A 24,180-nucleotide genomic window follows, 5' to 3' on the forward strand; every position below is an offset into this window, starting at 1 on the left:
GTCCAGAAGGAGAGTCAGCGCATGCCGACAATGAAGTCCGTTCAGACCGCCGCAGCCGGCGCCGTCGAGGTCGTCGAGATCGAGCGGCCCGTGCCCGGCCCGGCGGACGCGCTGGTGCGGATCCGCGCCTGCGGGATCTGCGGCACCGATGTCTTCTTCCTGCATATGGGCGGCATGCCGACGGGTCAGGACGGCGAGATGCGGTCGCTGCACCTGGGGCACGAGCCGGCCGGCGAGGTGGTCGAGGTGGGTGCCGAGGTCACCGGGCTGGCGGTGGGCGACCGGGTGGTGGTCAACCCGCAGGGCGCCCCCAGCGGGATCATCGGCTGCGGCGGCGCGCTGGGCGGCATGAGCGAGTACCTGCTGATCGAGAACGCCGAGGTCGGCGAGAGCGTCGCGGTGTTCCCGGACACGCTGCCCTTCGACGTGGCCGCGCTCAACGAGCCGATGGCGGTGGCCCGCCACTGCGTCAACCGCTCCGAGGCGCTGCCCACCGACAAGGTCGTGGTCTTCGGGGCCGGGCCGATCGGTCTCGGCGCCACCATCTGGCTGAAGCTGCGCGGCGTCGCCCAGGTGACCGTCGTCGACGTGATCCCCGACCGGTTGAAGACGGCGCTCGCGGTGGGCGCGGACGCCGTCATCGACTCCTCCCAGGAGGACGTCACCGCCCGGCTGACCGAGCTGCACGGCCAGAGCGCCAACGCGCTGGGCCAGCCCCGCCCGGGCACCGACGTCTACATCGACGCGGCCGGCGCCGCCGCCGTCTTCAACACCGTGCTGGCCTCGGCCAAGTGGAAGGCGAAGCTGGTCATGGTCGCCGTCCAGAAGAAGTCCGACGACATCGACCTCGGCGGGATGCTCAGGAGCGAGCTGACCCTGATCGCCTCCCAGGGCTATCCCACCGAGATCTTCGAGGTCACCGCGGAGATCGTGGCGCACCAGGACCGCTTCGCCCAGCTGATCAGCCACCGCGTGCCCTTCGCCGAGGTCGAGGAGGCCTTCCGGCTCACCATGACGCCGGGGGCGGCGGAGAAGGTGGTGGTGACCTTCGAGGACTGATCCGGCTCGTTGCCGTCACCGAGCCGACCGCCGCGTCAGGGCCGGGGCCAGACCCGGCCGTCCAGGCGTTCGATGTCCGTGTTGAACCGCTTCAGGAAGGCGGCGAACTCGGCCACGTCAGCGGCTGACCAGCCTTCAAGGACCTTCTCCAGGCCGCTCACCAGTTCGGTGCGTGCCAGTTCCAGCCGCAGCGCGCCCTCCTCGGTGACCTTGAACTTGCGGGCGATGCCCCCGTCCGCGTCCGGGATGCGCTCCACCAGGCCGTTGCGCAGCATCGCCGCGGTCTGCCGGTTGAGCGTGGAGGCGTCCAGGCCGAAGGCCTCACTCAGTTGGCCGATGCTCATCGGGCCCTCCATGTGGAGGCGGCTGAGCAGGATGTAGGCGCTGCGGTCCAGGTTGGCACTGGTGGTCTTGGACCGGTTGCTCATGTGGACGTGCCGTCCCATCAGCATCGTCTCGTACTCGACCAGGTCCGTGGGCTTTTCCATGGCCGCCAGTATGCATGTCCCCGAGGGTCCGCCGAGCCGGTCGGCGGACCCTCGCTGCCGTATGTCGCACTTCCGCACACCTGCGGACGCACCGCACCGACCCGCCGCCGTACTGCATTCAAACCACGCCTAACAGTCGGCAGCCGCACGACGACGACGGGGGTGCTCCCCCGGAAGCCTTGACGGGTATCCGAGAGAGATGTGGAGACCCTGTCATGGCGTCCTTCCTGTACCTACTGGGCCGGCTGGCCTTCCGCTGGCGCTGGTGCGTCGCACTGCTCTGGGTGGCCGTTCTCGGCGCTGTCGGCGCCGGTGCGGCCCTGGCGCCGGCCGCACCCGACAGCAGCTTCTCCATGCCCGGAACCGAGTCCCAGAAGGCCTTCGACCTGCTGGCGCAGCGCTACCCGGGAACGACGGCTGACGGTGCGTCGGCCATGGTCGTCTTCGTCGCCCCGTCCGGGCAGAAGGTCACCGCGAGCGCCAACAAGGCGGCGGTCGAGAAGGCCGTGGCCGAGGTGGCCGGCGGCACGCAGGTCGCCACCGCGGTGAACCCCTTCCAGGCCAAGGCGGTGAGCAAGGACGGCACCACGGCGTACTCGACCGTGTCCTACCAGGCGGTCGCCAAGAACCTCACCGACAGCACCAAGAACACCCTGACCGACGCCGCCCAGCAGGCCCGCAACGCCGGGCTGACGGTGGAGATCGGCGGCACCGCACTGGCCACGCAGCCCGCCGCGGGCGGTGCCAGCGAGGGGATCGGCATCATGGTCGCGGCCGTGGTGCTGCTGGTCACCTTCGGCTCGGTCGCGGCCGCCGGGCTGCCGCTGCTGACCGCGATCGTGAGCGTGGGCGTCGGCGTCGCCGCGATCACCGCCCTGGGCAGCACGCTGGGTCTGGCCAGCACGACCACCACCCTGGCCATGATGCTGGGCCTGGCCGTCGGCATCGACTACGCCGTCCTGATCATCTCCCGCTACCGCGAGGAGCGCGGCAACGGACACACCCCGCAGGAGGCGACGGCCCGGGCGGTCGGTACCGCCGGATCGTCGGTGGTCTTCGCCGGGCTGACGGTCGTCATCGGGCTGGCCGGACTGTCGGTGGTCGGCGTGCCGACGCTGACCAAGATGGGCCTGGCCGCCGCCGGTACGGTGATCATCGCGGTGCTGGTCGCGCTGACGCTGGTCCCGGCGCTGCTGGGATTCTGGCAGCGTGCGGTCCAGCCGCGCGCCGTTCGCAAGGCCGAACGCAAGGCCAAGCGCCGGGGCGTGCCCGCGGCGCATAGTGCGACGAACCCCGCCCAGCGGCGCAACGGCGGCGCCCGCTGGGGTGCGTTCGTGCTGCGCCGGCCGCTGCCGGTGCTGCTGCTGGCGGTCGTCGGCCTGGGCGTGATCGCCGTGCCGGTGACCCAGCTGCACCTGGGCACCTCCGGGGACGAGGCCAAGCCGACCTCGACCACCGAACGCCGCGCCTACGACGACCTGGCCAAGGCCTTCGGGGCCGGCTTCAACGGCCCGCTGACCATCGTCGTCGACGCCAAGGGCGCCGCCGACCCCAAGGCCGCCGTCACCGGCATCACCCAGAAGATCAGCGCCACCGACGGCGTCGTCTCCGTCTCGGCGGCGCGGTTCAACAAGGCCGGTGACACCGCGGTCTTCTCCGCCGTCCCGGCCACCGCCCCCAACGACACCAGGACCACCAACCTGGTGCACACCCTGCGCGACGAGCGCTCCTCGATCACCACCGGCACCGGCGCGACCTACCAGGTCACCGGGACCACCGCCATCAACATCGACAGCGCCCAGAAGGTCCAGGGCGCGCTGATCCCCTACCTCGGCATCGTGGTGGGCCTGGCCTTCCTGCTGCTGATGATCGTCTTCCGGTCCGTACTGGTACCGCTCAAGGCCGCGCTCGGCTTCCTGCTCTCGGTGCTGGCCGCGCTCGGCTCCGTGGTCGCGGTCTTCCAGTGGGGCTGGCTGGCCGAGCTGCTGGGGGTCCATCAGACCGGGCCGATCATGAGCCTGATGCCGATCTTCATGGTGGGCATCGTCTTCGGACTGGCCATGGACTACGAGGTCTTCCTGGTCTCCCGGATGCGCGAGGCGTACGTCCACGGCGCACAGCCCAAGGACGCGGTGGTCGCCGGACTGCGCACCAGCACCCGGGTGGTGGTCGCCGCCGCACTGATCATGATCGCGGTGTTCTCGGGCTTCATCGGCGCCGACGAAGCCATGATCAAGATGATCGGGTTCGGGCTGGCCATCGCCGTCCTGTTCGACGCCTTCGTGGTCCGGCTGGCCATCGTCCCCGCCGCCTTCGCGCTGCTCGGACAGAAGGCCTGGTGGATCCCGCGCTGGCTGGACCGGATGCTGCCCAAGGTGGACATCGAGGGCGAGGGCCTGGCCCGCCGCGCCGCCGCGGCGGAGCACCGCGACGCCTCTGAGGACGGGAAGGGCCGTGAGGACGGGGAGGGCTGGGAGGACGGGGAGCGCGCGGACCACGGGAGTCCGGCGCGCATCCACTAGCAACAACACCGTCCGGTCCACACCCGTCGCGAGAGGAGAGCCACGGTGAACACCCTGATTGCTGTGGCACTGTCACTCGCCTCGGTCGTCGCCTATGCCGGCGCGGCGGCGGTGCAGCACCGCATCGCCGTCGCGCCGGCCCGCCCCGGACCGTTCTCCCTGCTGACCCGGGGAGCCTGGTGGTTGGCCGTCACCCTGAACGCACTGGGGGCCGCCGTCCACGTGGCCGCCCTGGTGTACGGCCCGCTGACCCTGGTCGAACCCCTGGGCGCACTGACCCTGGTCGCCGCCCTCCCGCTGGGCGCCCGCACCGCCGGTCGGCCGGTCGGCCGCGCCGAGTGGCGGGGTGCCGCCCTCACCGTGGTCGGCTGCGCCGCGCTGCTGCCGGTCACCGCCAGCGCCTCGGTGCCGGGCAGCGGCCCGGACGCAGCCGGTGCAACGGCGGTGGCGGCCGTGGCCTGCCTGTTCGTCCCGGTCGCCCTGGCGCTGCGCAGCGGTCGGCCGCGCATGCTGGGCCTGGCGATCGCCTCAGGGGTCACCTCGGGGACCGCATCGGCGCTCGCCCAGACCCTGGTGCACGCGGACGACCTGTTCTCCCCCGGATCGATGCTGACCACACTGCTCACCCTGGTCCTGGCAGTCGCCGGCCTGCTCCTGGCGCAGGCCGCCTACACGGGCGGCCTGGGCGCTCCGCTCGCCGTGCTCACCCTCGCCGATCCCGTCGCCGCGGCGGCCATCGGTCTCACCCTCCTCGGCGAACGCCTGCACGGCGGCCCGCTCATCGCGGCCCTCGCCGCCGTCGGCGCCGCACTGGCCTCGTACGGGGTCGTCCTGCTCACCCGCGCCGGCACCCGTACCGGGATCACCAATCCGGCCGGGGCCAACGGCCTGGCCGTACTGCGGTCTCCGTAAGCGCGCGGCTGCGGCAGCGCCACGTGGTCGGGTCACTCGTTCTTGGCCGCCAGCAGTTGCAGCTCCTGGAACTGCCGCTTGTCGGTGGGCTTCGGCCGGCACAGCACCCGGGCGACCTCGCTCACGCCGACGTCGCACAGCAGCCCCGCCAGGTGGTCGGGCGACCAGCGGTAGGCCGTCACCACCGAGTGGTCGAAGGACTGGGTGGGGATCGCGGCGTCGTCGGTGGCGTAGCAGCTGATCAGCAGGTGGCCGCCGGGGGCGAGAACCCGGGCGAGCTCCGCGACCACGGCCGGGAGGTTCTGCGGCGGGGTGTGGATGATCGAGAACCGCGAGATCACCCCGCCCAGCGCGCCGTCCGCGATGTCGAGCGCTGCCATGGAGCCCACCTCGAACCGCAGTTCCGGGTTGGCCTGCTGAGCCAGCCCGATCATCGCGGGCGACGCGTCCACACCGAAGGCACGCAGCCCCAACCGCCGCAGATGAGCGGTGATGTGCCCGGGTCCGCAGCCCAGATCCGCGACTTCGCCGTCACCACCGGCGCGCACCGTCTCGGCGAACGCGGCGAGCAGCGCACGCTCCAGCGGCCGGTCGTGCAGGGTGTCGGTGAACTGCTGTGCGTAACGAGTTGCGACGGCGTCGTAGGCGTCACGGGTGGCGGGGAGGGAGTCCAGTTCGACCATTCCGGGAATGTAGCGGGTGCCACTGACATCGCTGGCGCGCCCGGCGAACCTGTCCCGAAAATCGGGACAGGTTCAGACACCCCCTGTCAGACGACCGCGGTCTGACCGGATGCCATGGCTGCGAGCACCTGGTCCACGGTCTGGGCCACCGTCAACTCGCTGCTGTCCAGCCACAGTCCGCGGCGGGGAGTCTGTTCGCGCAGGACAGCGTCCATCGCCTCGACGGTCCACCCGCCCCCGTAGGCGCTCTTCGCCCGCGCCGCCTCCCGCTCCGCGACTACCTCCGCCCTCGGCGCGAGCACCACCACGTGCAGCGGCCGGGTCCGCACCAGACCGAGGAAGACGTCGAGCTTCTCACCCACCGCCACGTCCTGGACCACCACGGTCCACCCCTCCGCCGCGTACAGGTCAGCGGTGGCCGCGGCGGCCCGGTACCGCAGGGTGAGCTGCCGCCCCGCCTCCTCGCCCGCCCCCGGCCGAGCCACCTCGCGCCCGTTCACCACCATCCGGCGGAAAATGTCCCCACGCAGGTGCACACTGCGCGGCAGCCGCTCCGCCAGCGCCTGCGCGACGGTCGACTTCCCCGAGGCCATCACCCCGGTCACCAGAATCACCGTCATCTCTTCGGCACCCCGTAGCTGACGAACCGCGACGGCTCCCCGCGCGTCTCGGTGTTCCCGAACCGGAACACGCATGTGTCGCCTCTGCTCAGCGAGACCACCGGCGCGTCACACCGCGCGTCCTTGTCCTGCTGCATCGCCATGCTCGCCCCTCTCCGAAGAGATCATCTACCAGCGCAGCATCCGCAGCGTACTCCCCACCAACCCCGGCCCAACTCCCCCACCGCTGCGCCAGTTCCGTCCCTGTACCCCGTTCACGTCCCCAACTGAACATCACCGTGGAGGCCAGCCAGTAAGAAATCAGAAGTACGAGGGCAGCGCAGGGACGTGGTCACCGTTGCCGGCCAGCTTGCGGGTGTTGGCGAGGACCAGCGTGAGGCACGGTCGGCAGAAGCGGATGTCCCAGCCCGGGCCCGTACCGGTCTCAATGCCGCCGACGATGACGGTGTGGCGTTCCTTCTTGCAGCGGTCGCAGTAGCGGCGCAGGTACGTTGAGGAGAACGTGATGGTGTCGAGGAACGCCGCGTCGTCGGGGTGCGGATCGTTCATGGCGCTGGCTCCTCGGAGCAGGCCAGGCAGGAGAAGAGACGGAACGTCACCACGCGCCGGTAGGTGCCGTACTGGTGCACACTCTCCGTGGCCCCGGCCGGCATCCAGTCATCGCCGAGGGTGGTTCTGCACCACACGCAGCGCAGGCCTCGGCACTGATCGATGTGCAGGTCCCAGGGGTGCGGCAGCACCCGGGGCAGCGGTGTGGTCCCGGCGGCGGACGTGGCGGTCATGACTGGTCCGCACGTGCCGACTCGCCGAGGTGCCGGGGGCAGACCACGACCGACCCTCCGTACCGGCCCCCGTCTTCCCCGTCGCCGGTGTAGACGTGACCAGCGGGAACCAGCGGCCCGGTGGTGCCGCCGCAGTGCAAGCACGCCAGGGCGTGCAGCCGGGTCAAGGTGTCGTCGTCCACAGGCAGCAGCCGAACCTCAGGCTGCGGCACCGCCAGAGCCGCGAGTTTCGCCATGTCATGGACGTTAGGGATGGCCGGGAACCGACCTCAACGAACTTGCTGCGACTTGCGCCGAGTCACCCGAGCGCATCAATGGCTGCGGTGATCAGCTGGCGTGCGGGTGCGCCATAGACCGCGATCTGCGCGAGCTCCGCGAACGTCCGCTGGTAGAGCAGGATCTCGCGCGGCTGGGTCACAGTGATCTCGGCCGAGACGAGCTCGACCAACACCCGCTCGTCGTCGAAGATCCAGAACCCTTCCGTCGGCCACATGGTCCGGTCGGCGGCGGCCGGGATGATGCCCAGACTCACGCGCGTCAGCATGCCGACGGTGAGCAGGTACGCCAGTTGCCCGACCATGGCCGCCTCGCCGCCGATCCGGGCGCGCAGCGCGGATTCCTCCAGCAGTACGGCGATGCGGTGGTCGCCCTCGCTGACCACCCGCTGACGGACCATTCGGGCAGCGACGGCCGCGTCCAGATCATCCGGCATGCCGTGGAACGCGATCACGGATCCCATCAAGGCGCTCGCGTACTCCCGAGTCTGGAACAGCCCAGGGATCGTGCCGGGCTCGTAGACCTGGAAGTGACGGGTGCGGTCGTACAGCGGCATCCCGGCTTCCTGCAGGTACCGGAGCCCGTTGCGGGTGCTGCGCCGCCACTCGATGTACATGCCCGCGATGCCCCGTGCCACAGCAACGAGATCGACCACCTGGTCCAGGGCGTCGCACTCCTCCGCCCAGGCTCTGAGGTCCGCGTCGGACGGGGTCATCCTGCCGTGCTCGATCCGGGAGCACTTCGACTCGTGCCAGCCACAGCGCCGAGCAAGCTCCCGGGCCGTCAGCCCAGCGTCCAGGCGCAGCTCGCGCAGGCGCAGGCCCAGGGCGTCCCGGGCCTGCTGCATGCTCGACGACGGCGAGGTGGTCATGGATCAGGTGAGCCGGTACTTCTCGTGTGCCATGGCCCGCTCCCATACCTGGGCGAAAGCTGCCGAGCACAGCTCGACAACGGCCTCCTCGTCGCGCAGTTCGTTGCCGAGGGCGTCGCCGTCACCGGTGAAGTGGTTGAAGACGACCAGGCGGTCGTCAAAGATCCAGAAGTCATTGCCCGGCAGAACCAGGTCGGACGCCAGGCGCCGCGGCAACCACCGGACCTCCTCCCCGGCCTCGACGTTGGTGTAAGTCACCGCGTGCTCGAAGCGGATGTACTCGGTGACCGGCTCGGAGACGATCCGGGCCCGCCGGACCGATACCCCGCGGGCCACTGCGGCAGCAATGGCACCGTGCCACCACGGTTCCCACCAGGCCTCGCGGTCGCCCGGGTCGACTGCTCGGCCGGCTTTCCAGTCGGCGAACTCCGCCTCGTCGACGGCGTAGGAGTCCCGCATCTCCAGATGTGCGACCAGCCGTTCGGCGGTCTGGAACAGGTCGGTCCACCGCTCTGGTGTGAGGGTCTCAATCCGTGGTTCCACCGCCACCGTTCACCTCCGGGAAGAACTGCATCATCCGCCGGGGGAATTCGATCACAGTCTCGTGGTCGGGGATGTCGAGCTGGGCCAGGCGCTCGGCATCGGTCACGCGCCAGCCCTGCAGCAGGTAGTTCCCGCTGACGTCGTCGAAGTACACGGTCGGCGAGTTGTTGACCTTGCTGTCGGGGTCCTTGCCGAGCTTGTGCAGTGTCATAGCTGTGCCTTTCTCGGTCGGAGGTGCTCTGTGACTGAGCTTGCACGCTCCGGAGTCGAGATCGCTATGAGTATGCGGCAACTTGCGGCACCGATTCGGCTGGTCGATGGACATGCCGATCCGGGACGGGGACGAGCGCTGGTGCGAGCCGGTGGACGCTGCCGTGGATGCGCCGTGGCTCGCTGCACCGCCATCGGGGGAGGAGCCGAGGCTCCTCCCCCGATCCCCCGTTCCCCCTAGCCGGCCTGTTCGGCCGTCTTCGTCGGCCGGTGCGCGAAGCGGTCCTTCGCGCGTCGGCCGCGCTGCTCCAGTGGGACCTGTCCGTGGGCCGCCGCCAGGCCGAAGGCCGGCATGTCGAAGTAGATCGACTCGTAGGACCCCTCGGGGACGACGTAGGTCTCGTGCCACAGCCCGACGTGCCCGCGTACCTTCTCCGCGTGTTCCTTGCGGTTGATGATCCCCCAGGCCCGGTGGTGGAACATGTCCGGCGAGGTCGCGTAGGCGTAGAGCTGCTCCTTGGACTCCCAGTACTGCACCACGTAGTACGTTCGCGGCGAGGCGGTCAGCAGCACCCGCCCGAGCAGTCCCCGGCCGCTGTCCCGGGCGAGCTCGCTGAGCATGCGCAGCATCGCCAGCATGACCGGCAGCCACTGGTGCACCGCCCAGAAGTGGTTCACCCGCATCCCGATCAGCAGCACCACCACATCACCCTCAGCGTCCGCGGTCGTGCGACCGCGAGTCGGTTTGGCGAACACGGCGATCCCCCCTCTCGGATAGCGGCACTATCCTCCTGTGCAGTGGTTAGATAGTGGCACTTTCCAATGGAAGGCGCAAGAGGCTCCAGGAAGGGCGCGCGAGATGCGGTTGGCGGAGTTGAGCGAGCGCAGCGGGGTGTCCGCCGCAACGATCAAGTACTACCTGCGGGAAGGGCTGCTGCCGCCGGGCCGGCAGGTCAACGCCAGGACCTCGGAGTACGACGAGGAGCACCTGCGCCGGCTGAGGCTGGTACGGGCGATGATCCACATCGGCCGGATCCCGGTGGCGACCGTCCGGGAGGTGCTGGGGCACGTGGACGACGACTCCCTGGGCCACACGATCCGGCTCGGCGCCGCCCTGTGGGCGCTGCCGCAGGTGCCGGAACCGGACGGAGAGGAGGAGGACGAGCACCTCCGCGGCGTCCGAGAGGAGGTGGACTCGGTCCTGGAGCAGCTCGGCTGGACCAACGCCCTGGCGCTGCGCACCATCTCCCCGTCCTACCGTTCGCTGGTGGTGGCACTGGCCGCGTTCCGACGGCTCGGCTACGGCGAGGGGGTCGAGCTGCTGACGCAGTACGCCGAGACGATGCACCGGTGGGCGGTCCTGGACCTCGACTTCATGGAGACCCATCCCTCGGAGGTGGAGCAGGTCGAGGTCGCGGTGCTGGGAGCTGTCCTGTTCGAACCGGCTTTGCTGGCGCTGCACCGGCTCGCGCAGGAGGAGGAGACCACACGGCGGTTCGGCTGGGCCGGGGGTGCGTCCTAGCCCGGAGGCCGTACTCAGTCCGCCCTGCGCCCGCGGCCCGGCGGTACTGCGGTCTCAGTAGCCGACGGCCAGCAGCCGCACGACGACGGCACCGGGCCTGCTCGGACAGCATTCAAAGGTGTCCGAGACAGACTCCGAAAGCAGGTCGCAGATGAGGAACCACCTGAGGACCGGGGCGGTCGCCGTGCTGGCCTGCGGTGTGCTGGTGGCCGCGGTCGGCCTGACCCAGCACGGCCACGACGGCGGTACGGCCCCGGTGGGGCCCTATGTCGCACTCGGTGACTCCTACACCGCCGGCCCCGACATACCGGACCAGAACGGCACGCCGCTGGGCTGCGACCGCTCCAGCCAGAACTACCCGGCGCTGGTCGCTGCGGCGTTGAAGCTGCAGCCGGCCCAGATCACCGACCGCTCCTGCAGCGGCGCCACCACCGCGGACCTCAGCGGGCAGCAGTCCACCGGGGACGGCACCAATCCGGCCCAGTTCTCCGCGCTCACCTCCGACACCCGGCTGGTGACCCTGGGCATCGGCGGCAACGACATCGGCTTCAGCTCGTTGATCACCCGTTGCGTGGAGACCGGCGTGCTCTACTACGCGATCCGGCTCGGGGTGAACACCGGCGACGACACCCCCTGCCGCACCCAGTACGTCACCGGCGGAACCGACAAGGTGCAGCAGAAGATCGACGCCGCCGCGGCGCGGGTGTCCGCCGCGCTGGACGAGATCAAGAAGCGCTCGCCCAAGGCCCGGGTGTACGTGGTCGGTTACCCGGCGATCCTTCCGGACGGAGACACGGACTGCTTCCGGGCGATGGGGCTGGCGCCCGGCGACGTCAGCTATCTGCGGGAGAAGGAGCAGGACCTCAACACCATGCTCCAGCGCGAGGCGAAGGCCGCCGGCGCGGGGTACGTGGACACCTACAAGCCATCGGTGGGGCACGATGCCTGCTCGGCGGCGTCCAGCCGGTGGATCGAGCCGCTGGTGCCGGCTTCGCCGGCGGCGGCGGTGCATCCCAATGCGGCGGGGGAACGGGGGATGGCTGAGGCCGTCCTGAGCAGCGTCCAAGGGTGAGTAGCGATGGTTCTGACGGTTGTTCGGCTGCGGGCTGTGGTTGGCTTGTCGCGCGCGCTGTTAAATCAGCACAGCCCCGCGCCCCTGGGGTGAGTGCAACTGGGCCGGTGAGGGCTAGTTGCGCGCCGGGGGCGCGGGGAGGCTTGCTAGGTCAGTGCTTGGTCGCCGGGCGGGTGACCCATTGGCCGTTGATCCAGCTGCTGACCGTCTCGTAGCCGGGGTGGAACGAGCCGAGCCAGGTCACCTGGAGGTTCTTCTCCGCGGTGGAGACCTTCGGGGTGTAGCTGCTCGCCTCGGTGACCGGGCCGCCAGTGGTGTCGACGGCGATGTTCGGGTAGGCGTAGATCGGCAGGCTGGCCGTGGTGGCGCCGGTGGGGTCGAGCGTCGAGGCCAGCAGGCTGGACGGGGCCTGGTCCGCGGTGACCCAGGAGGTGATCGCCGTCAGCGCGTCGAAGCTGGACGGCCCCTGGCCGCCGCCGCAGTGGGCGACACCCGGCAGCAGGAACAGCCGGGCGAAGTCGGCGGTGGCGGTGGCGCCGCCCATGTACTTCTGCACGGCCTGGTAGTAGGAGATGGTGCCGACCGGGTTGATCGCCGGGTCGGCGTAGCCGGCCCAGAGGATCAGCTTGCCGCCGGCCGCCTTGAAGGCCGTCAGGTCCGGGTCGGTGGCGTCGAGTTCACCGTCGTTGGCCTTGGTCACCTTGGCGAACTCGGCCGCGGTGAACTTGACGTCCATGTAGGACGCGGTGCCGTCGAAGGTGCCGGTCGGGGAGACCAGGCTCTGCCAGGCACCGGTGCCGATCCCGGCGTCGGTGGTGGTGGCCTCCACGGTCCCGCTCCTGGGGACGATCCAGCCGGACCAGTTGAGCTCGGACCCGCGGGTCTCGTAGCCGGGGTAGAGCAGCTTGCCGTCGGCGTCCCGCACCCCGTTGTAGAGCTTGTTCACCGTGGTGACCTGAGCCGGCGTCAGGCAGTAGTCGGCGGCGGTGGAGGTCTGGCCGGCCTTGCAGGCGATGCTGCTCGGCTGCCAGGTGCAGGCCAGCGGGTCGGCCAGGTAGCCGGTCGCGGTGCCGCCGCAGGCCGCCAGCACCGCGTTGTGCAACGGGGTGAGGTCGGCGTTGGTCAGCACGGCGCTGACGCCGTCGGCGGCGGTGTTGGCCTGGGCGTTCCAGGCCTCCTCGAAGGCGTTCAACTCGGTCTGGATGGAGGCGGGCGAACCGGCGATGATGCCGTTGAAGTCGGTCGGGTAGCGCTGGGCCTCGATCAGCGCCTCGCGGCCGCCGTCCGAGCAGCCGTCGAAGTAGGACTGCGCCGGGGCACTGCCGTAGAAGCCCTTGATGATCGCCTTGGAGACCAGGGCGAGCTGGTGCTCGGAGGTGTAGCCGAACACCGCCTTCAACTCCGGGTCCTGGAAGGCGGGGGCGGTGAAGCCGCCGCCCTCGTGGCCCTCGTCGTCCGCGGCCACGGCGAAGTTGCCGGCCGTCGACTGGGCGCAACCGACCGCGGCGGTGGGCGTGTTGACGTTCACGTTGCCGCAGTAGCCGCCGCAGCCCTCCTGCAGGTACTCCCCCGCGTAGGTGCTGGTGGGCAGGTAGAGGGTGAAGTGCGTCTCCGGGGCGATGATGCCCTGCACCTCGCAGGCGGCCCAGCTGCCCACCGGGTTGGACGCGGCCGCGACCGAAGTCGCGGAGGTGATCGAGGTGTTGGCGCCGGAGAGGGCCAGCAGGTTGATGTTGCCGGCGACGCTCGCACAGCTGAGGACCGGCTGGACGGTCGCGCTCGCCGCAGTCGCGGTGGTCGCGGTGGTGGCCGTGGCGGCCTGCGCGCTGCCCTGTCCGCCGGAGGCCGACAGGCTCAGGCCGATGGCGAGGACGAAGGCCAGGACGGATGTGGAGATCGTCGACCGGCTTCTGCGCCGGGGGCTCCTTCGTTCGAGGCTCCAACGTTCCAAGAAATGCGGCGACATGGTGCGACTCCTGATCGGCAGGTGGGTGGGGAGCAGCTGAGGGTGTGCCGTGTGCAGACCAGAACGTATCTTGGCGCTCATATTGGCGCAACAGTCTTCGCATAAATTGTTGACGATTTGGATGACAAAAAACCGGGTGCCCGGATCGCGGAAAGTGCGACCCGGACACCCGGAAGGAAGGGAGGGGAAGGAAAGGAAACGGAGGTCAGGCTGCGGCGGATTCCGCCGATTCCGCCTCGATCATCGCGATCTCCGCCTCCTGCTCCTTCTTGCCGCCCAGCAGGGCGACCGTCACCACGCAGCAGACCAGTGCGGCGATGGCGCAGATCAGGAAGCCGAGCGAGTAGCCGCTGTCCAGGGCCTTGACCGCGAGCGGGGCGGCCTTGCTGAACGGGACGTCGGCGGGGACCGAGTTGGTCGCGACCGCACCGGCCCCCTCGGCCGCGGCCCTGACCGCGGAGAGCGAGGAGTCCCCCGCCAGCGCGGCGTTGAAGTTGGTCGCCGCCTTGCTCAGGGCGACGGCGCCGATCAGGGCCGGGCCCATGGCGAAGCCGAAGTCGCGCACCATGCTGGTGGTGGCAGCGGCCATGCCGGCCAGCTTGCTCGGCACCGTGTTGACCACGGTCGCGGTGACCGAGGACACCGCGAAGGAGAAGCCGACGCCGACCAGCCCCATCGGCAGGATGATCGACGGCAGCGAGGTCTCGGTGATCGGCAGCTGGGAGGCCAGCAGCTGTCCGACGGCCATCAGCAGGAATCCGCCGCCGAGGATCCAGCGCGGCTGGTAGCGGGCCATCATGAAGGAGGTCAGCGGCAGCAGGAAGATGGTCAGACCGCTCAGCAGGATGAAGGCGAATGCGCAGCGCATCGCGCTCTGGTGCTGGATGACCTCCATCCGGATGCTGATGGAATAGGCGGTGCCGAGGAAGGAGAACATTCCCAGCACCGTCACCGCGGCCGCCAGCGAGAATGCCCGGTTGCGGAACAGGTCCATGCGCAGCAGCGGGTTCTCGACCCTGGTCTCGATCACCACGAAGGCGATGAGCAGCACCGCGGCGGCGATGAAGCAGCCGATGACCGTGGCGCTGCCCCAGCCGGCGGTCGGTCCCTCGATCACCGCGTAGAGCAGGGCGAACAGTCCCAGGCCGACCGCGGTCTGGCCGGGCACGTCCAGCGAACGGCCTTCCGGGGAGCGCGAGTCGGTGGTGAAGAACCAGCAGAACACGGCCACCGCGGCGGAGAGCGCCGAGATGATCCAGAACGCGGTGCGCCAGCTGCCGTAGGTGGCGGTCAGACCGCCGAGCATCGGGGCGATGAAGTTGCCGGTGGAGAGCAGCGCCGCCCACAGCGCGATCATGCGGGCCCGGCCGGCGTGGGTGTGGCTGCCGGAGGCGATGATCGCCAGGGTGGTCGGGAACAGCGCCGCCGAGCCGAGGCCGGCGATGAACTGTCCGACGTACATCTGCGCGACGCCGGTGGAGGAGCCGGAGATGATCTCGCCGATGAACAGCAGCACGGCGCCGCCGACCAGCAGCTTCTTGCGGCCGAACAGGTCGCCGAGGACGCCGAAGGTGAGCTCCAGTGCGGCGATCGGGAGCAGGGTGCAGTCGGAGATCCAGTCGAGCTGGGACGCTCCGGTGGGATGCAGGACGGTCTGGAAGGTCCCGTTGAGAGTGGCCGGTACGGCCAGACCTATCTGGGCCAGACAGACCGCCAACCCGACGGCGACGATGGTGGCCGTGTTGAGCGTGGTGTGCGAGACCGAACGGCGCGTTTCGGTGCTCGAGGCCCCCGACGCGGAGAGCGGGATGGACAAGATGACCCCTTAGTTCATGGAGAACTTCGTTGTTTTCTCAGGTGGGGCGGTGCGGGGCGGTGCGGTAACGGCGACGCGTTCCGGCGACTGTAGACCGCGGCCGATAGTGGCGCAAGAGTTGCGACAGAAATTGTTGACAATGTTGTTGCCATCTCTTAGCGTAACCGTCAGTCGCACAGGAGTTGGCACGCGGAGAGGCACTATGAAGACAACGAGCACCACCACCGGCGCCCAGTCGGCCACGGGACCGCTGCTGGTGATCAGCGCCCACGCGGGCGACTTCGTCTGGCGGGCCGGCGGGGCCATCGCGCTGACCGCAGCCGCCGGGGAGCGCGCCAAGGTGGTGTGCCTCAGCTACGGCGAGCGCGGCGAGTCCGCCCGCGCCTGGCGCGAGGGCAAGAACCTGGAGGAGATCAAGGCCGAGCGCCGAGCCGAGGCCGAGCAGGCCGCGCAGGCGCTGGGCGCCGAGATCGAGTTCCTCGACGCCGGCGACTACCCACTGCTGGAGACCCAGGAGCTGACGGACCGTCTGGTGCACGTCTACCGCGAGTTCGAACCCGCCGTGGTGCTCACCCACACCCTGGCCGACCCCTACAACGGCGACCACCCCGCCGCGGCGCGGATGGCGATCCAGGCCAGGATCCTGGCCCAGGCGATCGGCTACGACGCCCCCGGGGAACCGCTCGGAGCACCGCCGGTCTTCCACTTCGAACCACACCAGCCGGAGCAGTGCGACTTCAAGCCCGACACCCTGCTGGACATCACCCCGGTCTTCGACCGCAAGCGCAAGGCCATGGAGTGCCTGCCCGCCCAGCAGCACATGTGGGACTACTACACCGACCTGGCCAAGCGCCGCGGCGTGCAGCTCAAGCGCAACGCCGGCCCCAACCTCGGCCTGCCGCACACCTGCATGGCCGAGGCCTTCGTCCGGCTCTACCCGCAGACCACCGGAGTCCTCGCATGAGCATCCCCACGAACCTCCCCAGGAACGTCGTGGTCACCGACCCGCCGCGGGCCGACGCCGAGCAGGTGGACGCGCTGGCCGAGTACGGCGTGGCCACCGTGCACGAGGCGATGGGCCGCACCGGCTACCTCGGCCCCGGGCTGCGCCCGGTGCACCTCGGCTCCCGCATCGCCGGAACCGCGGTGACGGTGCTGTCCTGGCCCGGCGACAACCTGATGATCCATGTCGCGGTCGAGCAGTGCCGCCCCGGCGACGTCCTGGTGGTCACCACCACCTCGCCGTCCACCGACGGCATGTTCGGCGACCTGTTCGCCACCGCGCTGCAGCACCGAGGCGTGCGCGGCCTGGTCATCAACGCCGGGGTGCGCGACGTCGCCGACCTGCACGCCATGGGCTTCCCGGTGTGGTCCGCCGCGGTCAGCGCCCAGGGCACGGTCAAGGCCACCCCCGGCTCGGTCAACGTACCGGTGACCATCGGCGGGCAGACCGTCCGGCCCGGCGACGTGGTCGTCGCCGACGACGACGGCGTCCTGGTCGTCCCCCGGCTGGACGCGGCAGCGGCCGTGGTCGCGGCCAGGGCCCGCACCGACAAGGAGGACGCCACCCGCGCCGCCTTCCGCGAGGGCCAGCTCGGCCTGGACCGCTACGGGCTGCGCGAGCAGGTCAAGGCCCTGGGCATCGAGTACCTCAGCGCCGACGAGTACGCCCGCCTCAGCGGCGACTCCTGACTCCTGACCCCTGCTCCTGAGACCCCTGAGACCCCTAAGGCGGCGTCATGCCTCCCAGCTCGACCGGCCTGCCGTGCATGCTGATGCGTGGCGGCACCTCCAAGGGCGCCTACTTCCTGGCCGAGGACCTGCCGGCCGACCCGCAGCAGCGCGACGGGCTGCTGCTGCGGGTCATGGGCACCCCCGACCCGCGCCAGATCGACGGCATCGGCGGGGCCCACCCGCTCACCAGCAAGGTCGCGGTGGTCTCCCGCTCGGCCGACCCCGACGCCGACGTCGACTACCTGTTCCTGCAGGTGGGGGTGGAGGCGCCGACCGTCTCGGACCGGCAGAACTGCGGAAACCTGCTGGCCGGCGTCGGGCCCTTCGCGGTCGAGCGCGGCCTGGTCGCCGCGGCCGACGGGCACACCCGGGTCCGGATCCGGATGGTCAACTCCGGCTCGCTGGCCACCGCCACCTTCCCCACCCCCGGCGGCACCGTCGACTACGAGGGCACCACCGCCATCAGCGGGGTCCCGGGCACCGCGGCTGCCGTCCTGCTGGACTTCGCCGACACCGAGGGCTCGGCCGGCCACGGCCTGCTGCCCACCGGCAGGCTCCGCGACCAGATCGACGGCATCGAGGTCACCTGCATCGACAACGGCATGCCGGTGGTCGTCGCGGCCGCCCGCGACCTGGGCGTCACCGGCTACGAGACGCCCGCAGAACTCGCCGCCGACACCGAGCTCGTCGAACGGATCCAGTCGCTGCGCCTCAAGGCGGGCCAGCTGATGGGTCTGGGCGACGTCACCGACGCCCCCGTCCCGAAGACCACCCTGGTCGCGCCGCCCAGGGACGGGGGTACGGTGAGCACCCGAACCTTCATACCGCTGCGCCCGCACGCCTCCATCGGCGTGCTCGGCGCCGTCACCGTGGCCACCGCGGTGCTGCTGGAGGGAGCCGTCGGGCACGACCTGGCCCGGCTGCCCGCCCCCGGCACCGCCCTGGGCATCGAGCACCCCACCGGCCGGCTGGACGTCGAGGTCGAGCTCGAACTGGACCTCGAACCGGACACCGGTATCGCTCCGCCCCGGGTGCGCCGCTCCAGTCTGGTGCGCACCGCGCGCAAGCTGTTCGACGGCACCGTCTTTCCCCGCCCGCTCCCGTAGAGCCCAGTAGCCCCCAGTAAGAAGGCCCCCGCCATGGCACCCAAGCACGAGATCGCCCACCTCGCCCACGCCGAGCTGCTCACCCCCGAGCCCGAGAAGAGCCTGGACTTCTTCACCCGGGTGATGGGCCTGACCGAGAACGGCTCCGACGGCGACTCGGTCTACCTGCGCACCTGGGACGACTACGAGCACCACTCGCTGAAGCTGACGGCCCATCACACCTCCGGCATCCGCCGCACCGGCCTGCGGGCCGGCAGCCAGGAGGCGCTGGAGCGCCGGGTGAAGGCCATCGACGAGGCGGGCCTGGGCATCGGCTGGCAGGACGGCGACCCGGGCCTGGGCCCGACCTACCTGTTCCGCGACCCGGACGGCCACGAGTTCGAGCTCTACTGGGAGAGCGAGTGGTACCAGGCGCCGCCGGAGCTGGCCCCGGCGCTGAAGAACCAGCCGCAGGCCTACCCGGGCCGCGGGGTCTGCGTGCGCCGCCTGGACCACATCAACTACCTGGCCGCGGAGGTCGAGTCCTCCTCCGAGTTCGTCCGCGACGTGCTGGGCGCCCACACCACCGAGCAGATCCTGCTGGACAACGGCAACATCGGCGGACGCTGGCTGACCTTCACCAACAAGTCCTACGACCTGGTCTACACCCGGGACTGGACCGGCAGCCTGGGCCGGCTGCACCATCTCGCCTTCGCCACCGACACCCGCGAGGACATCCTGCGGGCTGCCGACATCTTCCTGGAGAACGGCGTCCACATCGAGACCGGCCCGCACAAGCACGCCATCCAGCAGACCTTCTTCCTGTACGTCTACGAGCCCGGCGGCAACCGGATCGAGCTGTGCAACCCGCTGACCCGGCTGGTGCTGGCGCCGGACTGGAAGACGATCACCTGGACCGAGGCCGAACGCGCCAAGGGCCAGGCCTGGGGACTGAAAACGATCGAGTCCTTCCACACCCACGGCACCCCGCCGGTTCCGTCGCCTGAACAGGGCTGACACCGGCTAACATGGACGAACAATATTGTCGCCAATGTGTGTGGGGTGTGGGGCATGGGTGCAACCGCTGAGAAGGCCGAACCGACCGAACCGCTCCGGCTGAACGCGGCCGACGCGATCCGGGAGGCCATCATCAGCGGGGACTTCGGTCCCAACCAGCGGCTGGTGGAGGCCGAGCTGTCGCAGCAGTTCGACACCAGCCGGGCCGCGGTGCGCAACGCGCTGGTGCAGCTGGCCACCGAGGGCCTGGTCGAGCGGATCCAGAACCGCGGCGCCCGGGTCCGCGCGGTCTCCCTGGACGAGGCCATCGAGATCACCGAGGTCCGCATGGTCCTGGAGGGCCTGTGCGCGGCCAAGGCGGCCGAGCACGCCACCGAGGCCGACCGGGAGCGGCTGCGGGAGATCGGCTCCCTGATGCAGGCGGCCGTGGCCACCGGAGACGTGCTCGGCTACTCCGACCTCAACCGGCAGCTGCACGCCCGGATCCTGTCCGTCAGCGGCCAGACCACGGCCTGCGCCGTGCTGGAACGCCTGCACGGGCAGAACGTCCGGCACCAGTTCAAGCTGGCCATGCACCCCGGGCGGCCCAATGTCTCGCTGCCGCAGCACCTGGCCGTGATCGAGGCGGTGTGCTCGGGCGACGCCGAGGCCGCGGAGGCCGCCATGCGCACCCATCTACGCAGCGTCATCGAGACCCTGCCCGAGGTCGACAAGGACCGCACCCGTAGGGCCCCTGCCGGAGCCTGAACCCTTTGTGGGGTTGGGGCCTGACGGTCTGTCAAGCCCCAACACCGCTTCACCGGCCGATCGACTCCGAGCGCTGGACGGTGCCGGTGATGCCACTCGCGTCCTGCCCCGCCAGCAGGACCGCGGCAGCGGCCATCGCTTCCGGTGGTTCCACCGCCTCCGGCGGGATCTCCCGGCCGGCGCCGCTCGCGGCCCAGCCCTCGGTGAGCACCACCCGGGACGGGGCCAGGCAGTTGACCGCGATGTTGTCGGGCCTCAGATCGACCGCGAGCCCCAGGTAGAGCCGCTCGACGGCCGCCTTGGAGACCCAGTAGGCGTTGGCGCCCCGGTCGGTCATGCCCACCCCGCCGGTGGTCACCGCCACCAGCGAGCCGCCGCCGCGCGCCCTGAGGTGCGGGATCACCGCCCGGGTCACCAGGAACACCCCGGTCAGGTTGACGTCCAGGCACAGCTGCCAGCGCTTGAGCGGTGTGGACTCGACCGGGCCGAGCCAGAGCACCCCGGCGTTGGCGATCAGGATGTCGATCCCGCCGAACTCCTTGACCGTGGCGGCCACGGCCGCCTCGACCGACTCCTCGGCGGTGACGTCGCAGGGGACCGCCAGAGCCCGGCCGCCCGCGTCGGTGATCCGTTGGGCGACCGCATGGATGGTGCCGGGCACCCGCCCCTCCTGCTCGGAGCGGGCGGCGACGGCGACCGAGGCCCCCGCCTCCGCAAGGGCCAGCGCGACCGTGCGGCCGATGCCGCGGCTGGCCCCGGCGACGAAGGCGACCTTGCCCGCCAGCGGCTTACCCTCCGGCGGCTTCCCCTGCACCGGGCCGGTCACTTGGGCGGGAACCTGAGGCCGCCGTCGAGGCGGACGACCTCGCCGTTGAGGTAGCCGTTCTCGCAGATGTGCTGGACCAGCGCCGCGTACTCGGGCGACTGTCCCATCCGCTTGGGGTGCGGCACCTGGGGGCCCCAGTAGGCCTCCAACTGGTCGCCGGCCTTGCCGTAGGCCGGGGTCAGGAAGGTACCCGGGGCGATGGTGACCACCCGGATGCCGAGCGGGGAGAGGTCGCGGGCGGCCACCAGGGTCATGCTCACCACGCCGCCCTTGGCTGCGGCGTAGGGGAGTTGGCCGATCTGGCCCTCGTAGGCAGCGATCGAGGCGGTGTTGACGATCACGCCCCGGTCGCCGCCGTCGGCCGGCTCCTGCTTGGCGATGGCGGCCGCGGCCAGCCGCAGCACGTTGAAGACGCCGGTGAGGTAGACCTCGATGGTGGTCCGGAAGCCCGCGAGGTCCAGGGGTTCGCCGGTCTTGCCGACCAGCCGTCCGCCGCTGGCCGGTCCGCCGTGGGCGTCCACCGAGATCCGCAGCGGTCCCTGCGCCGCCGCCTCCTCCATCGCCGCCCTGACGTCCTCCTCGGAGGTGGCGTCGGTGCGCACGTAGCGCACGCCCAGCTCCTGCTCCAGCACCTTGCCCTTCTCGTCGGCGAGGTCGGCGACGACCACCTTGGCCCCCGCCGCGTGCAGGCGACGGACGGTGGCTTCGCCCAGGCCTCCCGCGCCGCCGACCACGACCGCGGAACTCCCACTGATCTGCATGAAGGCTTCCCTCTCTTGCGAACAGTACTCTTGAAGTAGGAGAATAGCATTCTCATGAATATCACCATGGTCCTTGAGATGGCGGCTTCGGCAGGCGATCGGACGGCGGTGACGGCAGGCGGCCGTTCACTGACCGCCGCGGAACTGCTGCGGCTCGCCCATGCCGCCGCCCACCGGTTCCGGCACTACAGAGCCGTGCTCTACCTGGGTGCCAACCACGCCGCCTACCCGGTCGCCCTGTTCGGCGCGGCCGTGGCCGGCGTCCCCTTCGTCCCGCTCAACTACCGGCTCGGGGACGTGCAGTTGATCAGCCTGCTGTCCCGCCACCCCGGCGCCCTGGTGCTGCGTCCGGCGGACCTGGACGCCCTGCTCGACGCACCCGAGCCGGCCTCGCCGGACCCGGTGGACCCAACGCCCGAAGAAGCGGACGCCGTCGCGGTCCTGCTCTACACCAGCGGGACCACCGCGGCTCCCAAGGCCGCCGGGCTGCGCCACCGGCACCTGCTCGCCTATGTGCTCAACACCCAGGAGTTCCAGTCCTCCGGCGAGGAGGACGCCGCGCTGGTGGCGGTGCCGCCCTACCATGTCGCCGGGCTGATGAACCTGATGACCAACCTCTACTCCGGCCGCCGGGTGGTCTACCTCGACGCCTTCGACCCGGAGGCCTGGCTGCGGACGGTCCGTCAGGAGCGGGTCAGCCATGCCATGGTGGTGCCGACCATGCTCGCCCGCATCGTCGCCCAGGTCCAGGGGGAGGACGCCGACACCCCCACGCTGCGCAGCCTGGCCTACGGCGGCGCCCGGGCCCCGCTGCCCGTCGTGGAGCAGGCCCTGCGCAAGTTCCCCGGCACCGGCTTCGCCAACGCGTACGGACTGACCGAGACCGCCTCCTCGATCGCGGTGCTCGGCCCCGAGGACCACCGCGAGGCCCTGGCCTCCGACGACCCCGCGGTACGGGACCGGCTCGGATCGGTCGGCCGGGCGCTACCCGGCATCGAGATCCAGATCCGCACCGAGGACGACCAGCCGGCCGAGGACGGGACCACCGGGCTGGTCTTCGTCCGCGGCGACCAGATCTCCGGCGAGTACGGCGGACGCAGCGTCCTGGACCCGGAGGGCTGGTTCGCCACCCGGGACCGCGGCCGACTGGACACCGACGGCTACCTCTTCATCGAGGGGCGGGCCGACGACACCATCATCCGCGGCGGCGAGAACATCGCCCCCGCCGAGATCGAGGACGTCCTGCTCTCCTTCCCCGGGATCACCGAGGCGGCCGTGCTCGGAGTGCCCGACCCCGAGTGGGGACAGCGGATCGTCGCCGTCCTGGTCGGCACCGGGGACGCGGAGGAGATCCGACAGTGGGTCAGGGACCGGCTGCGGTCCTCCAGGACGCCCGACGCCGTCGTCTTCCGCCCCGAACTGCCCAAGACCGACACCGGAAAACTGCTGCGCCGCACCCTACTGGCCGAACTGGAGACCACCCATGCCTGAAGCAGTGCTCGTGTCCGCCCTGCGCACCCCCGTCGGCACCTCCTTCAAGGGAACCCTGCGCGACACCAACGCCTTCGACCTGGGCCACCACATCGTCAGCGCCGCGGCGGAGGGCCTGGACCCGGCCCTGATCGACGACGTGATCCTGGCCGAGGGCCTGTACGGCGGCGGGGTCATCGCCCGGCACGCCGCGCTGACCGCCGGCCTGACCGCCGTCCCCGGACTGGCCCACAACCGGCACTGCGCCGCGAGCCTGGCCTCGGTCCAGAGCGCGGCCGCGAGCATCCGGGCGGGCATGGACCGGCTGGTCATCGCCGGCGGGGTGAACTCCTCCTCGACTGGCCCCCGTTCCCGGATCAAGGTGGACGGGGAGCTGGTCGACTGGAACCCGCCCACCCACCCGGACCGTCCCGACGCCCCCAACCTGGACATGTCGATCACCGTGGGCTGGAACACCGCGGTGCGCGCCGGGATCACCCGCACCAAGATGGACGCCTGGGCGCTGCGCTCGCACCGCAACGCCGTGCGCTCCATCGACGCGGGCCACTTCAAGGAGGAGATCGTCCCGATCGAGACCGCGTACGGGCTGTTCTCGGTCGACGAGCACCCGCGCCGGGAGACCAGCGCCGAGAAGCTGGCCGCGCTGAAGCCGCTGCACCCGGAGATCGAGGGCTTCAGCATCACCGCCGGCAACGCCGCCGGGGTCAACGACGGCGCCGCCGCTCTGGTCGTGGCCAGCGACCAGTTGGGGCTGCCCTCGCTGGCCACGGTCCGGGCCTGGGCCTCGGTCGGCGTGGACCCCGCCGAGACCGGTCTGGCCTCGGTCCCGGCGATCAACAAGGCACTGGCCCGAGCGGGCCTTTCGGCCTCCGACGTCGACCTGTTCGAGATCAACGAGGCCTTCGCGGTGGTGCCGGTGGCGGCCTGCCGGCTGCTGGACATCGACCCGGAGCTGGTGAACGTCAACGGCAGCGGCTGCTCGCTGGGCCACCCGATCGCCGCCACGGGGGCGCGGATGCTGGTCACCCTGGTGCACGAGTTGCGGCGGCGCGGGGGTGGCGTGGGGGTTGCGGCGATGTGCGCGGGCGGGGGGATGGGCTCGGCAACGGTGGTGGAGGTACCGGCGCCGTGACTTGACGGTTCGTTCTTGACTGCGGCCTCTGCATGGTTGGCAGCG

Annotated in this window: 26 protein-coding genes; 12 read left to right on the plus strand and 14 right to left on the minus strand. The window is 70.7% G+C overall.

What is annotated here, in order from left to right:
- The first annotated feature begins 21 nt into the window (after window positions 1-21).
- Window positions 22-1,059 (plus strand): zinc-dependent alcohol dehydrogenase, encoded by a 1,038-nt coding sequence (locus ABUW04_RS05445; RefSeq protein WP_380563211.1) that lies wholly within the window; start codon window positions 22-24, stop codon window positions 1,057-1,059.
- Window positions 1,060-1,094: 35 nt separating this feature from the next.
- Here the strand turns inward: ABUW04_RS05445 and ABUW04_RS05450 are convergent, their stop codons facing one another.
- Window positions 1,095-1,547: a MarR family winged helix-turn-helix transcriptional regulator gene (locus ABUW04_RS05450; RefSeq protein ID WP_030253291.1), complete on the minus strand. Its 453-nt coding sequence runs from the start codon at window positions 1,545-1,547 to the stop codon at window positions 1,095-1,097.
- Window positions 1,548-1,762: 215 nt separating this feature from the next.
- On the opposite strand from ABUW04_RS05450, the gene ABUW04_RS05455 reads away from it, so the two are divergent.
- Window positions 1,763-4,069, plus strand: a complete 2,307-nt coding sequence (locus ABUW04_RS05455) for an MMPL family transporter (RefSeq protein ID WP_380563213.1) — start codon at window positions 1,763-1,765, stop codon at window positions 4,067-4,069.
- Window positions 4,070-4,114: 45 nt separating this feature from the next.
- Window positions 4,115-4,981: a hypothetical protein gene (locus tag ABUW04_RS05460; RefSeq protein ID WP_380563215.1), complete on the plus strand. Its 867-nt coding sequence runs from the start codon at window positions 4,115-4,117 to the stop codon at window positions 4,979-4,981.
- 32 nt (window positions 4,982-5,013) lie between these two features.
- On the opposite strand, the gene ABUW04_RS05465 is transcribed toward ABUW04_RS05460, so the two are convergent.
- The 9 genes from ABUW04_RS05465 to ABUW04_RS05505 all read right to left on the minus strand — a co-directional run bounded on the left by ABUW04_RS05465 (window position 5,014) and on the right by ABUW04_RS05505 (window position 9,722).
- Window positions 5,014-5,664 carry a class I SAM-dependent methyltransferase gene (locus tag ABUW04_RS05465; RefSeq protein ID WP_380563217.1) on the minus strand — a complete coding sequence of 217 codons (651 nt, stop codon included), beginning with the start codon at window positions 5,662-5,664 and terminating at the stop codon, window positions 5,014-5,016.
- 86 nt (window positions 5,665-5,750) lie between these two features.
- Window positions 5,751-6,284 carry an AAA family ATPase gene (locus ABUW04_RS05470; protein WP_380563219.1) on the minus strand — a complete coding sequence of 178 codons (534 nt, stop codon included), beginning with the start codon at window positions 6,282-6,284 and terminating at the stop codon, window positions 5,751-5,753.
- Entirely contained in the window at window positions 6,281-6,427 is a 147-nt protein-coding gene (locus ABUW04_RS05475; protein WP_380563221.1) for a hypothetical protein, read from the minus strand. The genes ABUW04_RS05470 and ABUW04_RS05475 overlap by 4 nt, the downstream gene beginning before the upstream one ends.
- A gap of 157 nt (window positions 6,428-6,584) precedes the next feature.
- A complete protein-coding gene (locus ABUW04_RS05480) occupies window positions 6,585-6,833 on the minus strand; it encodes a hypothetical protein (protein ID WP_380563223.1) in 249 nt (82 codons plus the stop codon).
- Complete coding sequence (locus ABUW04_RS05485; protein WP_380563225.1) at window positions 6,830-7,066, minus strand: hypothetical protein; 237 nt, start codon at window positions 7,064-7,066, stop codon at window positions 6,830-6,832. Before ABUW04_RS05485 ends, ABUW04_RS05480 begins: the two co-directional genes overlap by 4 nt.
- 298 nt (window positions 7,067-7,364) lie before the next feature.
- Window positions 7,365-8,213, minus strand: a complete 849-nt coding sequence (locus ABUW04_RS05490) for a helix-turn-helix domain-containing protein (RefSeq protein ID WP_380563227.1) — start codon at window positions 8,211-8,213, stop codon at window positions 7,365-7,367.
- Between the two features lie 3 nt (window positions 8,214-8,216).
- The gene (locus tag ABUW04_RS05495; protein WP_380563229.1) at window positions 8,217-8,756 is read right to left on the minus strand and encodes a DUF6879 family protein; all 540 of its coding nucleotides are present in this window, start codon (window positions 8,754-8,756) and stop codon (window positions 8,217-8,219) included.
- The gene (locus ABUW04_RS05500) at window positions 8,740-8,967 is read right to left on the minus strand and encodes a hypothetical protein (protein WP_380563231.1); all 228 of its coding nucleotides are present in this window, start codon (window positions 8,965-8,967) and stop codon (window positions 8,740-8,742) included. The genes ABUW04_RS05495 and ABUW04_RS05500 overlap by 17 nt, the downstream gene beginning before the upstream one ends.
- Window positions 8,968-9,203: 236 nt before the next feature.
- On the minus strand, window positions 9,204-9,722 hold the full coding sequence (locus tag ABUW04_RS05505) for a DUF4188 domain-containing protein (RefSeq protein WP_380563233.1): 519 nt from the start codon (window positions 9,720-9,722) through the stop codon (window positions 9,204-9,206).
- Window positions 9,723-9,825: 103 nt separating this feature from the next.
- Between ABUW04_RS05505 and ABUW04_RS05510 the strand changes: the two genes are divergently transcribed.
- Both ABUW04_RS05510 and ABUW04_RS05515 read left to right on the plus strand, forming a co-directional pair.
- The gene (locus ABUW04_RS05510; RefSeq protein ID WP_380563235.1) at window positions 9,826-10,488 is read left to right on the plus strand and encodes a MerR family transcriptional regulator; all 663 of its coding nucleotides are present in this window, start codon (window positions 9,826-9,828) and stop codon (window positions 10,486-10,488) included.
- A gap of 151 nt (window positions 10,489-10,639) precedes the next feature.
- Complete coding sequence (locus ABUW04_RS05515) at window positions 10,640-11,560, plus strand: SGNH/GDSL hydrolase family protein (RefSeq protein WP_380563238.1); 921 nt, start codon at window positions 10,640-10,642, stop codon at window positions 11,558-11,560.
- 151 nt (window positions 11,561-11,711) lie between these two features.
- On the opposite strand, the gene ABUW04_RS05520 is transcribed toward ABUW04_RS05515, so the two are convergent.
- Window positions 11,712-13,526 (minus strand): tannase/feruloyl esterase family alpha/beta hydrolase, encoded by a 1,815-nt coding sequence (locus tag ABUW04_RS05520; protein ID WP_380563240.1) that lies wholly within the window; start codon window positions 13,524-13,526, stop codon window positions 11,712-11,714.
- Between the two features lie 205 nt (window positions 13,527-13,731).
- Entirely contained in the window at window positions 13,732-15,342 is a 1,611-nt protein-coding gene (locus ABUW04_RS05525; RefSeq protein WP_380563242.1) for an MFS transporter, read from the minus strand.
- 202 nt (window positions 15,343-15,544) lie between these two features.
- Between ABUW04_RS05525 and ABUW04_RS05530 the strand changes: the two genes are divergently transcribed.
- The 5 genes from ABUW04_RS05530 to ABUW04_RS05550 are packed head-to-tail and all read left to right on the plus strand — an operon-like array spanning window position 15,545 to window position 19,925.
- Window positions 15,545-16,306 carry a PIG-L deacetylase family protein gene (locus ABUW04_RS05530; protein ID WP_380563244.1) on the plus strand — a complete coding sequence of 254 codons (762 nt, stop codon included), beginning with the start codon at window positions 15,545-15,547 and terminating at the stop codon, window positions 16,304-16,306.
- A complete protein-coding gene (locus ABUW04_RS05535; RefSeq protein ID WP_030253312.1) occupies window positions 16,303-17,034 on the plus strand; it encodes a 4-carboxy-4-hydroxy-2-oxoadipate aldolase/oxaloacetate decarboxylase in 732 nt (243 codons plus the stop codon). Before ABUW04_RS05530 ends, ABUW04_RS05535 begins: the two co-directional genes overlap by 4 nt.
- Window positions 17,035-17,081: 47 nt before the next feature.
- On the plus strand, window positions 17,082-18,182 hold the full coding sequence (locus tag ABUW04_RS05540) for a 4-oxalomesaconate tautomerase (protein ID WP_380563246.1): 1,101 nt from the start codon (window positions 17,082-17,084) through the stop codon (window positions 18,180-18,182).
- 33 nt (window positions 18,183-18,215) lie between these two features.
- A complete protein-coding gene (locus tag ABUW04_RS05545; RefSeq protein WP_380563248.1) occupies window positions 18,216-19,178 on the plus strand; it encodes a catechol 2,3-dioxygenase in 963 nt (320 codons plus the stop codon).
- A gap of 54 nt (window positions 19,179-19,232) precedes the next feature.
- Window positions 19,233-19,925 (plus strand): GntR family transcriptional regulator, encoded by a 693-nt coding sequence (locus tag ABUW04_RS05550; protein WP_030253318.1) that lies wholly within the window; start codon window positions 19,233-19,235, stop codon window positions 19,923-19,925.
- A 49-nt stretch (window positions 19,926-19,974) separates the two neighbouring features.
- Here the strand turns inward: ABUW04_RS05550 and ABUW04_RS05555 are convergent, their stop codons facing one another.
- Window positions 19,975-20,751, minus strand: a complete 777-nt coding sequence (locus ABUW04_RS05555; protein WP_380563250.1) for an SDR family NAD(P)-dependent oxidoreductase — start codon at window positions 20,749-20,751, stop codon at window positions 19,975-19,977.
- The gene (locus ABUW04_RS05560) at window positions 20,748-21,512 is read right to left on the minus strand and encodes an SDR family oxidoreductase (RefSeq protein ID WP_380563252.1); all 765 of its coding nucleotides are present in this window, start codon (window positions 21,510-21,512) and stop codon (window positions 20,748-20,750) included. The genes ABUW04_RS05555 and ABUW04_RS05560 overlap by 4 nt, the downstream gene beginning before the upstream one ends.
- A gap of 78 nt (window positions 21,513-21,590) precedes the next feature.
- Between ABUW04_RS05560 and ABUW04_RS05565 the strand changes: the two genes are divergently transcribed.
- Together ABUW04_RS05565 and ABUW04_RS05570 are read left to right on the plus strand one after the other, a co-directional pair.
- Window positions 21,591-23,003, plus strand: a complete 1,413-nt coding sequence (locus ABUW04_RS05565) for a class I adenylate-forming enzyme family protein (RefSeq protein WP_380563254.1) — start codon at window positions 21,591-21,593, stop codon at window positions 23,001-23,003.
- A complete protein-coding gene (locus tag ABUW04_RS05570; RefSeq protein ID WP_380563256.1) occupies window positions 22,996-24,135 on the plus strand; it encodes a thiolase family protein in 1,140 nt (379 codons plus the stop codon). The genes ABUW04_RS05565 and ABUW04_RS05570 overlap by 8 nt, the downstream gene beginning before the upstream one ends.
- The last annotated feature ends 45 nt before the right edge of the window (window positions 24,136-24,180 follow it).

Source organism: Streptacidiphilus jeojiensis (assembly GCF_042510965.1).
Taxonomy (GTDB): domain Bacteria; phylum Actinomycetota; class Actinomycetes; order Streptomycetales; family Streptomycetaceae; genus Streptacidiphilus; species Streptacidiphilus jeojiensis.

What these genes read in the sequence shown, in the direction of transcription:
- ABUW04_RS05470 (WP_380563219.1), bottom strand. Translation starts at nt 6,284, where the DNA reads ATGACGGTGATTCTGGTGACCGGGGTGATGGCCTCGGGGAAGTCGACC.
- ABUW04_RS05490 (WP_380563227.1), bottom strand. Translation starts at nt 8,213, where the DNA reads ATGACCACCTCGCCGTCGTCGAGCATGCAGCAGGCCCGGGACGCCCTG.
- ABUW04_RS05565 (WP_380563254.1), top strand. Translation starts at nt 21,591, where the DNA reads ATGGCGGCTTCGGCAGGCGATCGGACGGCGGTGACGGCAGGCGGCCGT.
- ABUW04_RS05540 (WP_380563246.1), top strand. Translation starts at nt 17,082, where the DNA reads ATGCCTCCCAGCTCGACCGGCCTGCCGTGCATGCTGATGCGTGGCGGC.
- ABUW04_RS05455 (WP_380563213.1), top strand. Translation starts at nt 1,763, where the DNA reads ATGGCGTCCTTCCTGTACCTACTGGGCCGGCTGGCCTTCCGCTGGCGC.
- ABUW04_RS05465 (WP_380563217.1), bottom strand. Translation starts at nt 5,664, where the DNA reads ATGGTCGAACTGGACTCCCTCCCCGCCACCCGTGACGCCTACGACGCC.
- ABUW04_RS05445 (WP_380563211.1), top strand. Translation starts at nt 22, where the DNA reads ATGCCGACAATGAAGTCCGTTCAGACCGCCGCAGCCGGCGCCGTCGAG.
- ABUW04_RS05550 (WP_030253318.1), top strand. Translation starts at nt 19,233, where the DNA reads ATGGGTGCAACCGCTGAGAAGGCCGAACCGACCGAACCGCTCCGGCTG.
- ABUW04_RS05515 (WP_380563238.1), top strand. Translation starts at nt 10,640, where the DNA reads ATGAGGAACCACCTGAGGACCGGGGCGGTCGCCGTGCTGGCCTGCGGT.
- ABUW04_RS05485 (WP_380563225.1), bottom strand. Translation starts at nt 7,066, where the DNA reads ATGACCGCCACGTCCGCCGCCGGGACCACACCGCTGCCCCGGGTGCTG.
- ABUW04_RS05450 (WP_030253291.1), bottom strand. Translation starts at nt 1,547, where the DNA reads ATGGAAAAGCCCACGGACCTGGTCGAGTACGAGACGATGCTGATGGGA.
- ABUW04_RS05520 (WP_380563240.1), bottom strand. Translation starts at nt 13,526, where the DNA reads ATGTCGCCGCATTTCTTGGAACGTTGGAGCCTCGAACGAAGGAGCCCC.
- ABUW04_RS05545 (WP_380563248.1), top strand. Translation starts at nt 18,216, where the DNA reads ATGGCACCCAAGCACGAGATCGCCCACCTCGCCCACGCCGAGCTGCTC.
- ABUW04_RS05530 (WP_380563244.1), top strand. Translation starts at nt 15,545, where the DNA reads ATGAAGACAACGAGCACCACCACCGGCGCCCAGTCGGCCACGGGACCG.
- ABUW04_RS05500 (WP_380563231.1), bottom strand. Translation starts at nt 8,967, where the DNA reads ATGACACTGCACAAGCTCGGCAAGGACCCCGACAGCAAGGTCAACAAC.
- ABUW04_RS05535 (WP_030253312.1), top strand. Translation starts at nt 16,303, where the DNA reads ATGAGCATCCCCACGAACCTCCCCAGGAACGTCGTGGTCACCGACCCG.
- ABUW04_RS05475 (WP_380563221.1), bottom strand. Translation starts at nt 6,427, where the DNA reads ATGGCGATGCAGCAGGACAAGGACGCGCGGTGTGACGCGCCGGTGGTC.
- ABUW04_RS05570 (WP_380563256.1), top strand. Translation starts at nt 22,996, where the DNA reads ATGCCTGAAGCAGTGCTCGTGTCCGCCCTGCGCACCCCCGTCGGCACC.
- ABUW04_RS05560 (WP_380563252.1), bottom strand. Translation starts at nt 21,512, where the DNA reads ATGCAGATCAGTGGGAGTTCCGCGGTCGTGGTCGGCGGCGCGGGAGGC.
- ABUW04_RS05510 (WP_380563235.1), top strand. Translation starts at nt 9,826, where the DNA reads ATGCGGTTGGCGGAGTTGAGCGAGCGCAGCGGGGTGTCCGCCGCAACG.
- ABUW04_RS05480 (WP_380563223.1), bottom strand. Translation starts at nt 6,833, where the DNA reads ATGAACGATCCGCACCCCGACGACGCGGCGTTCCTCGACACCATCACG.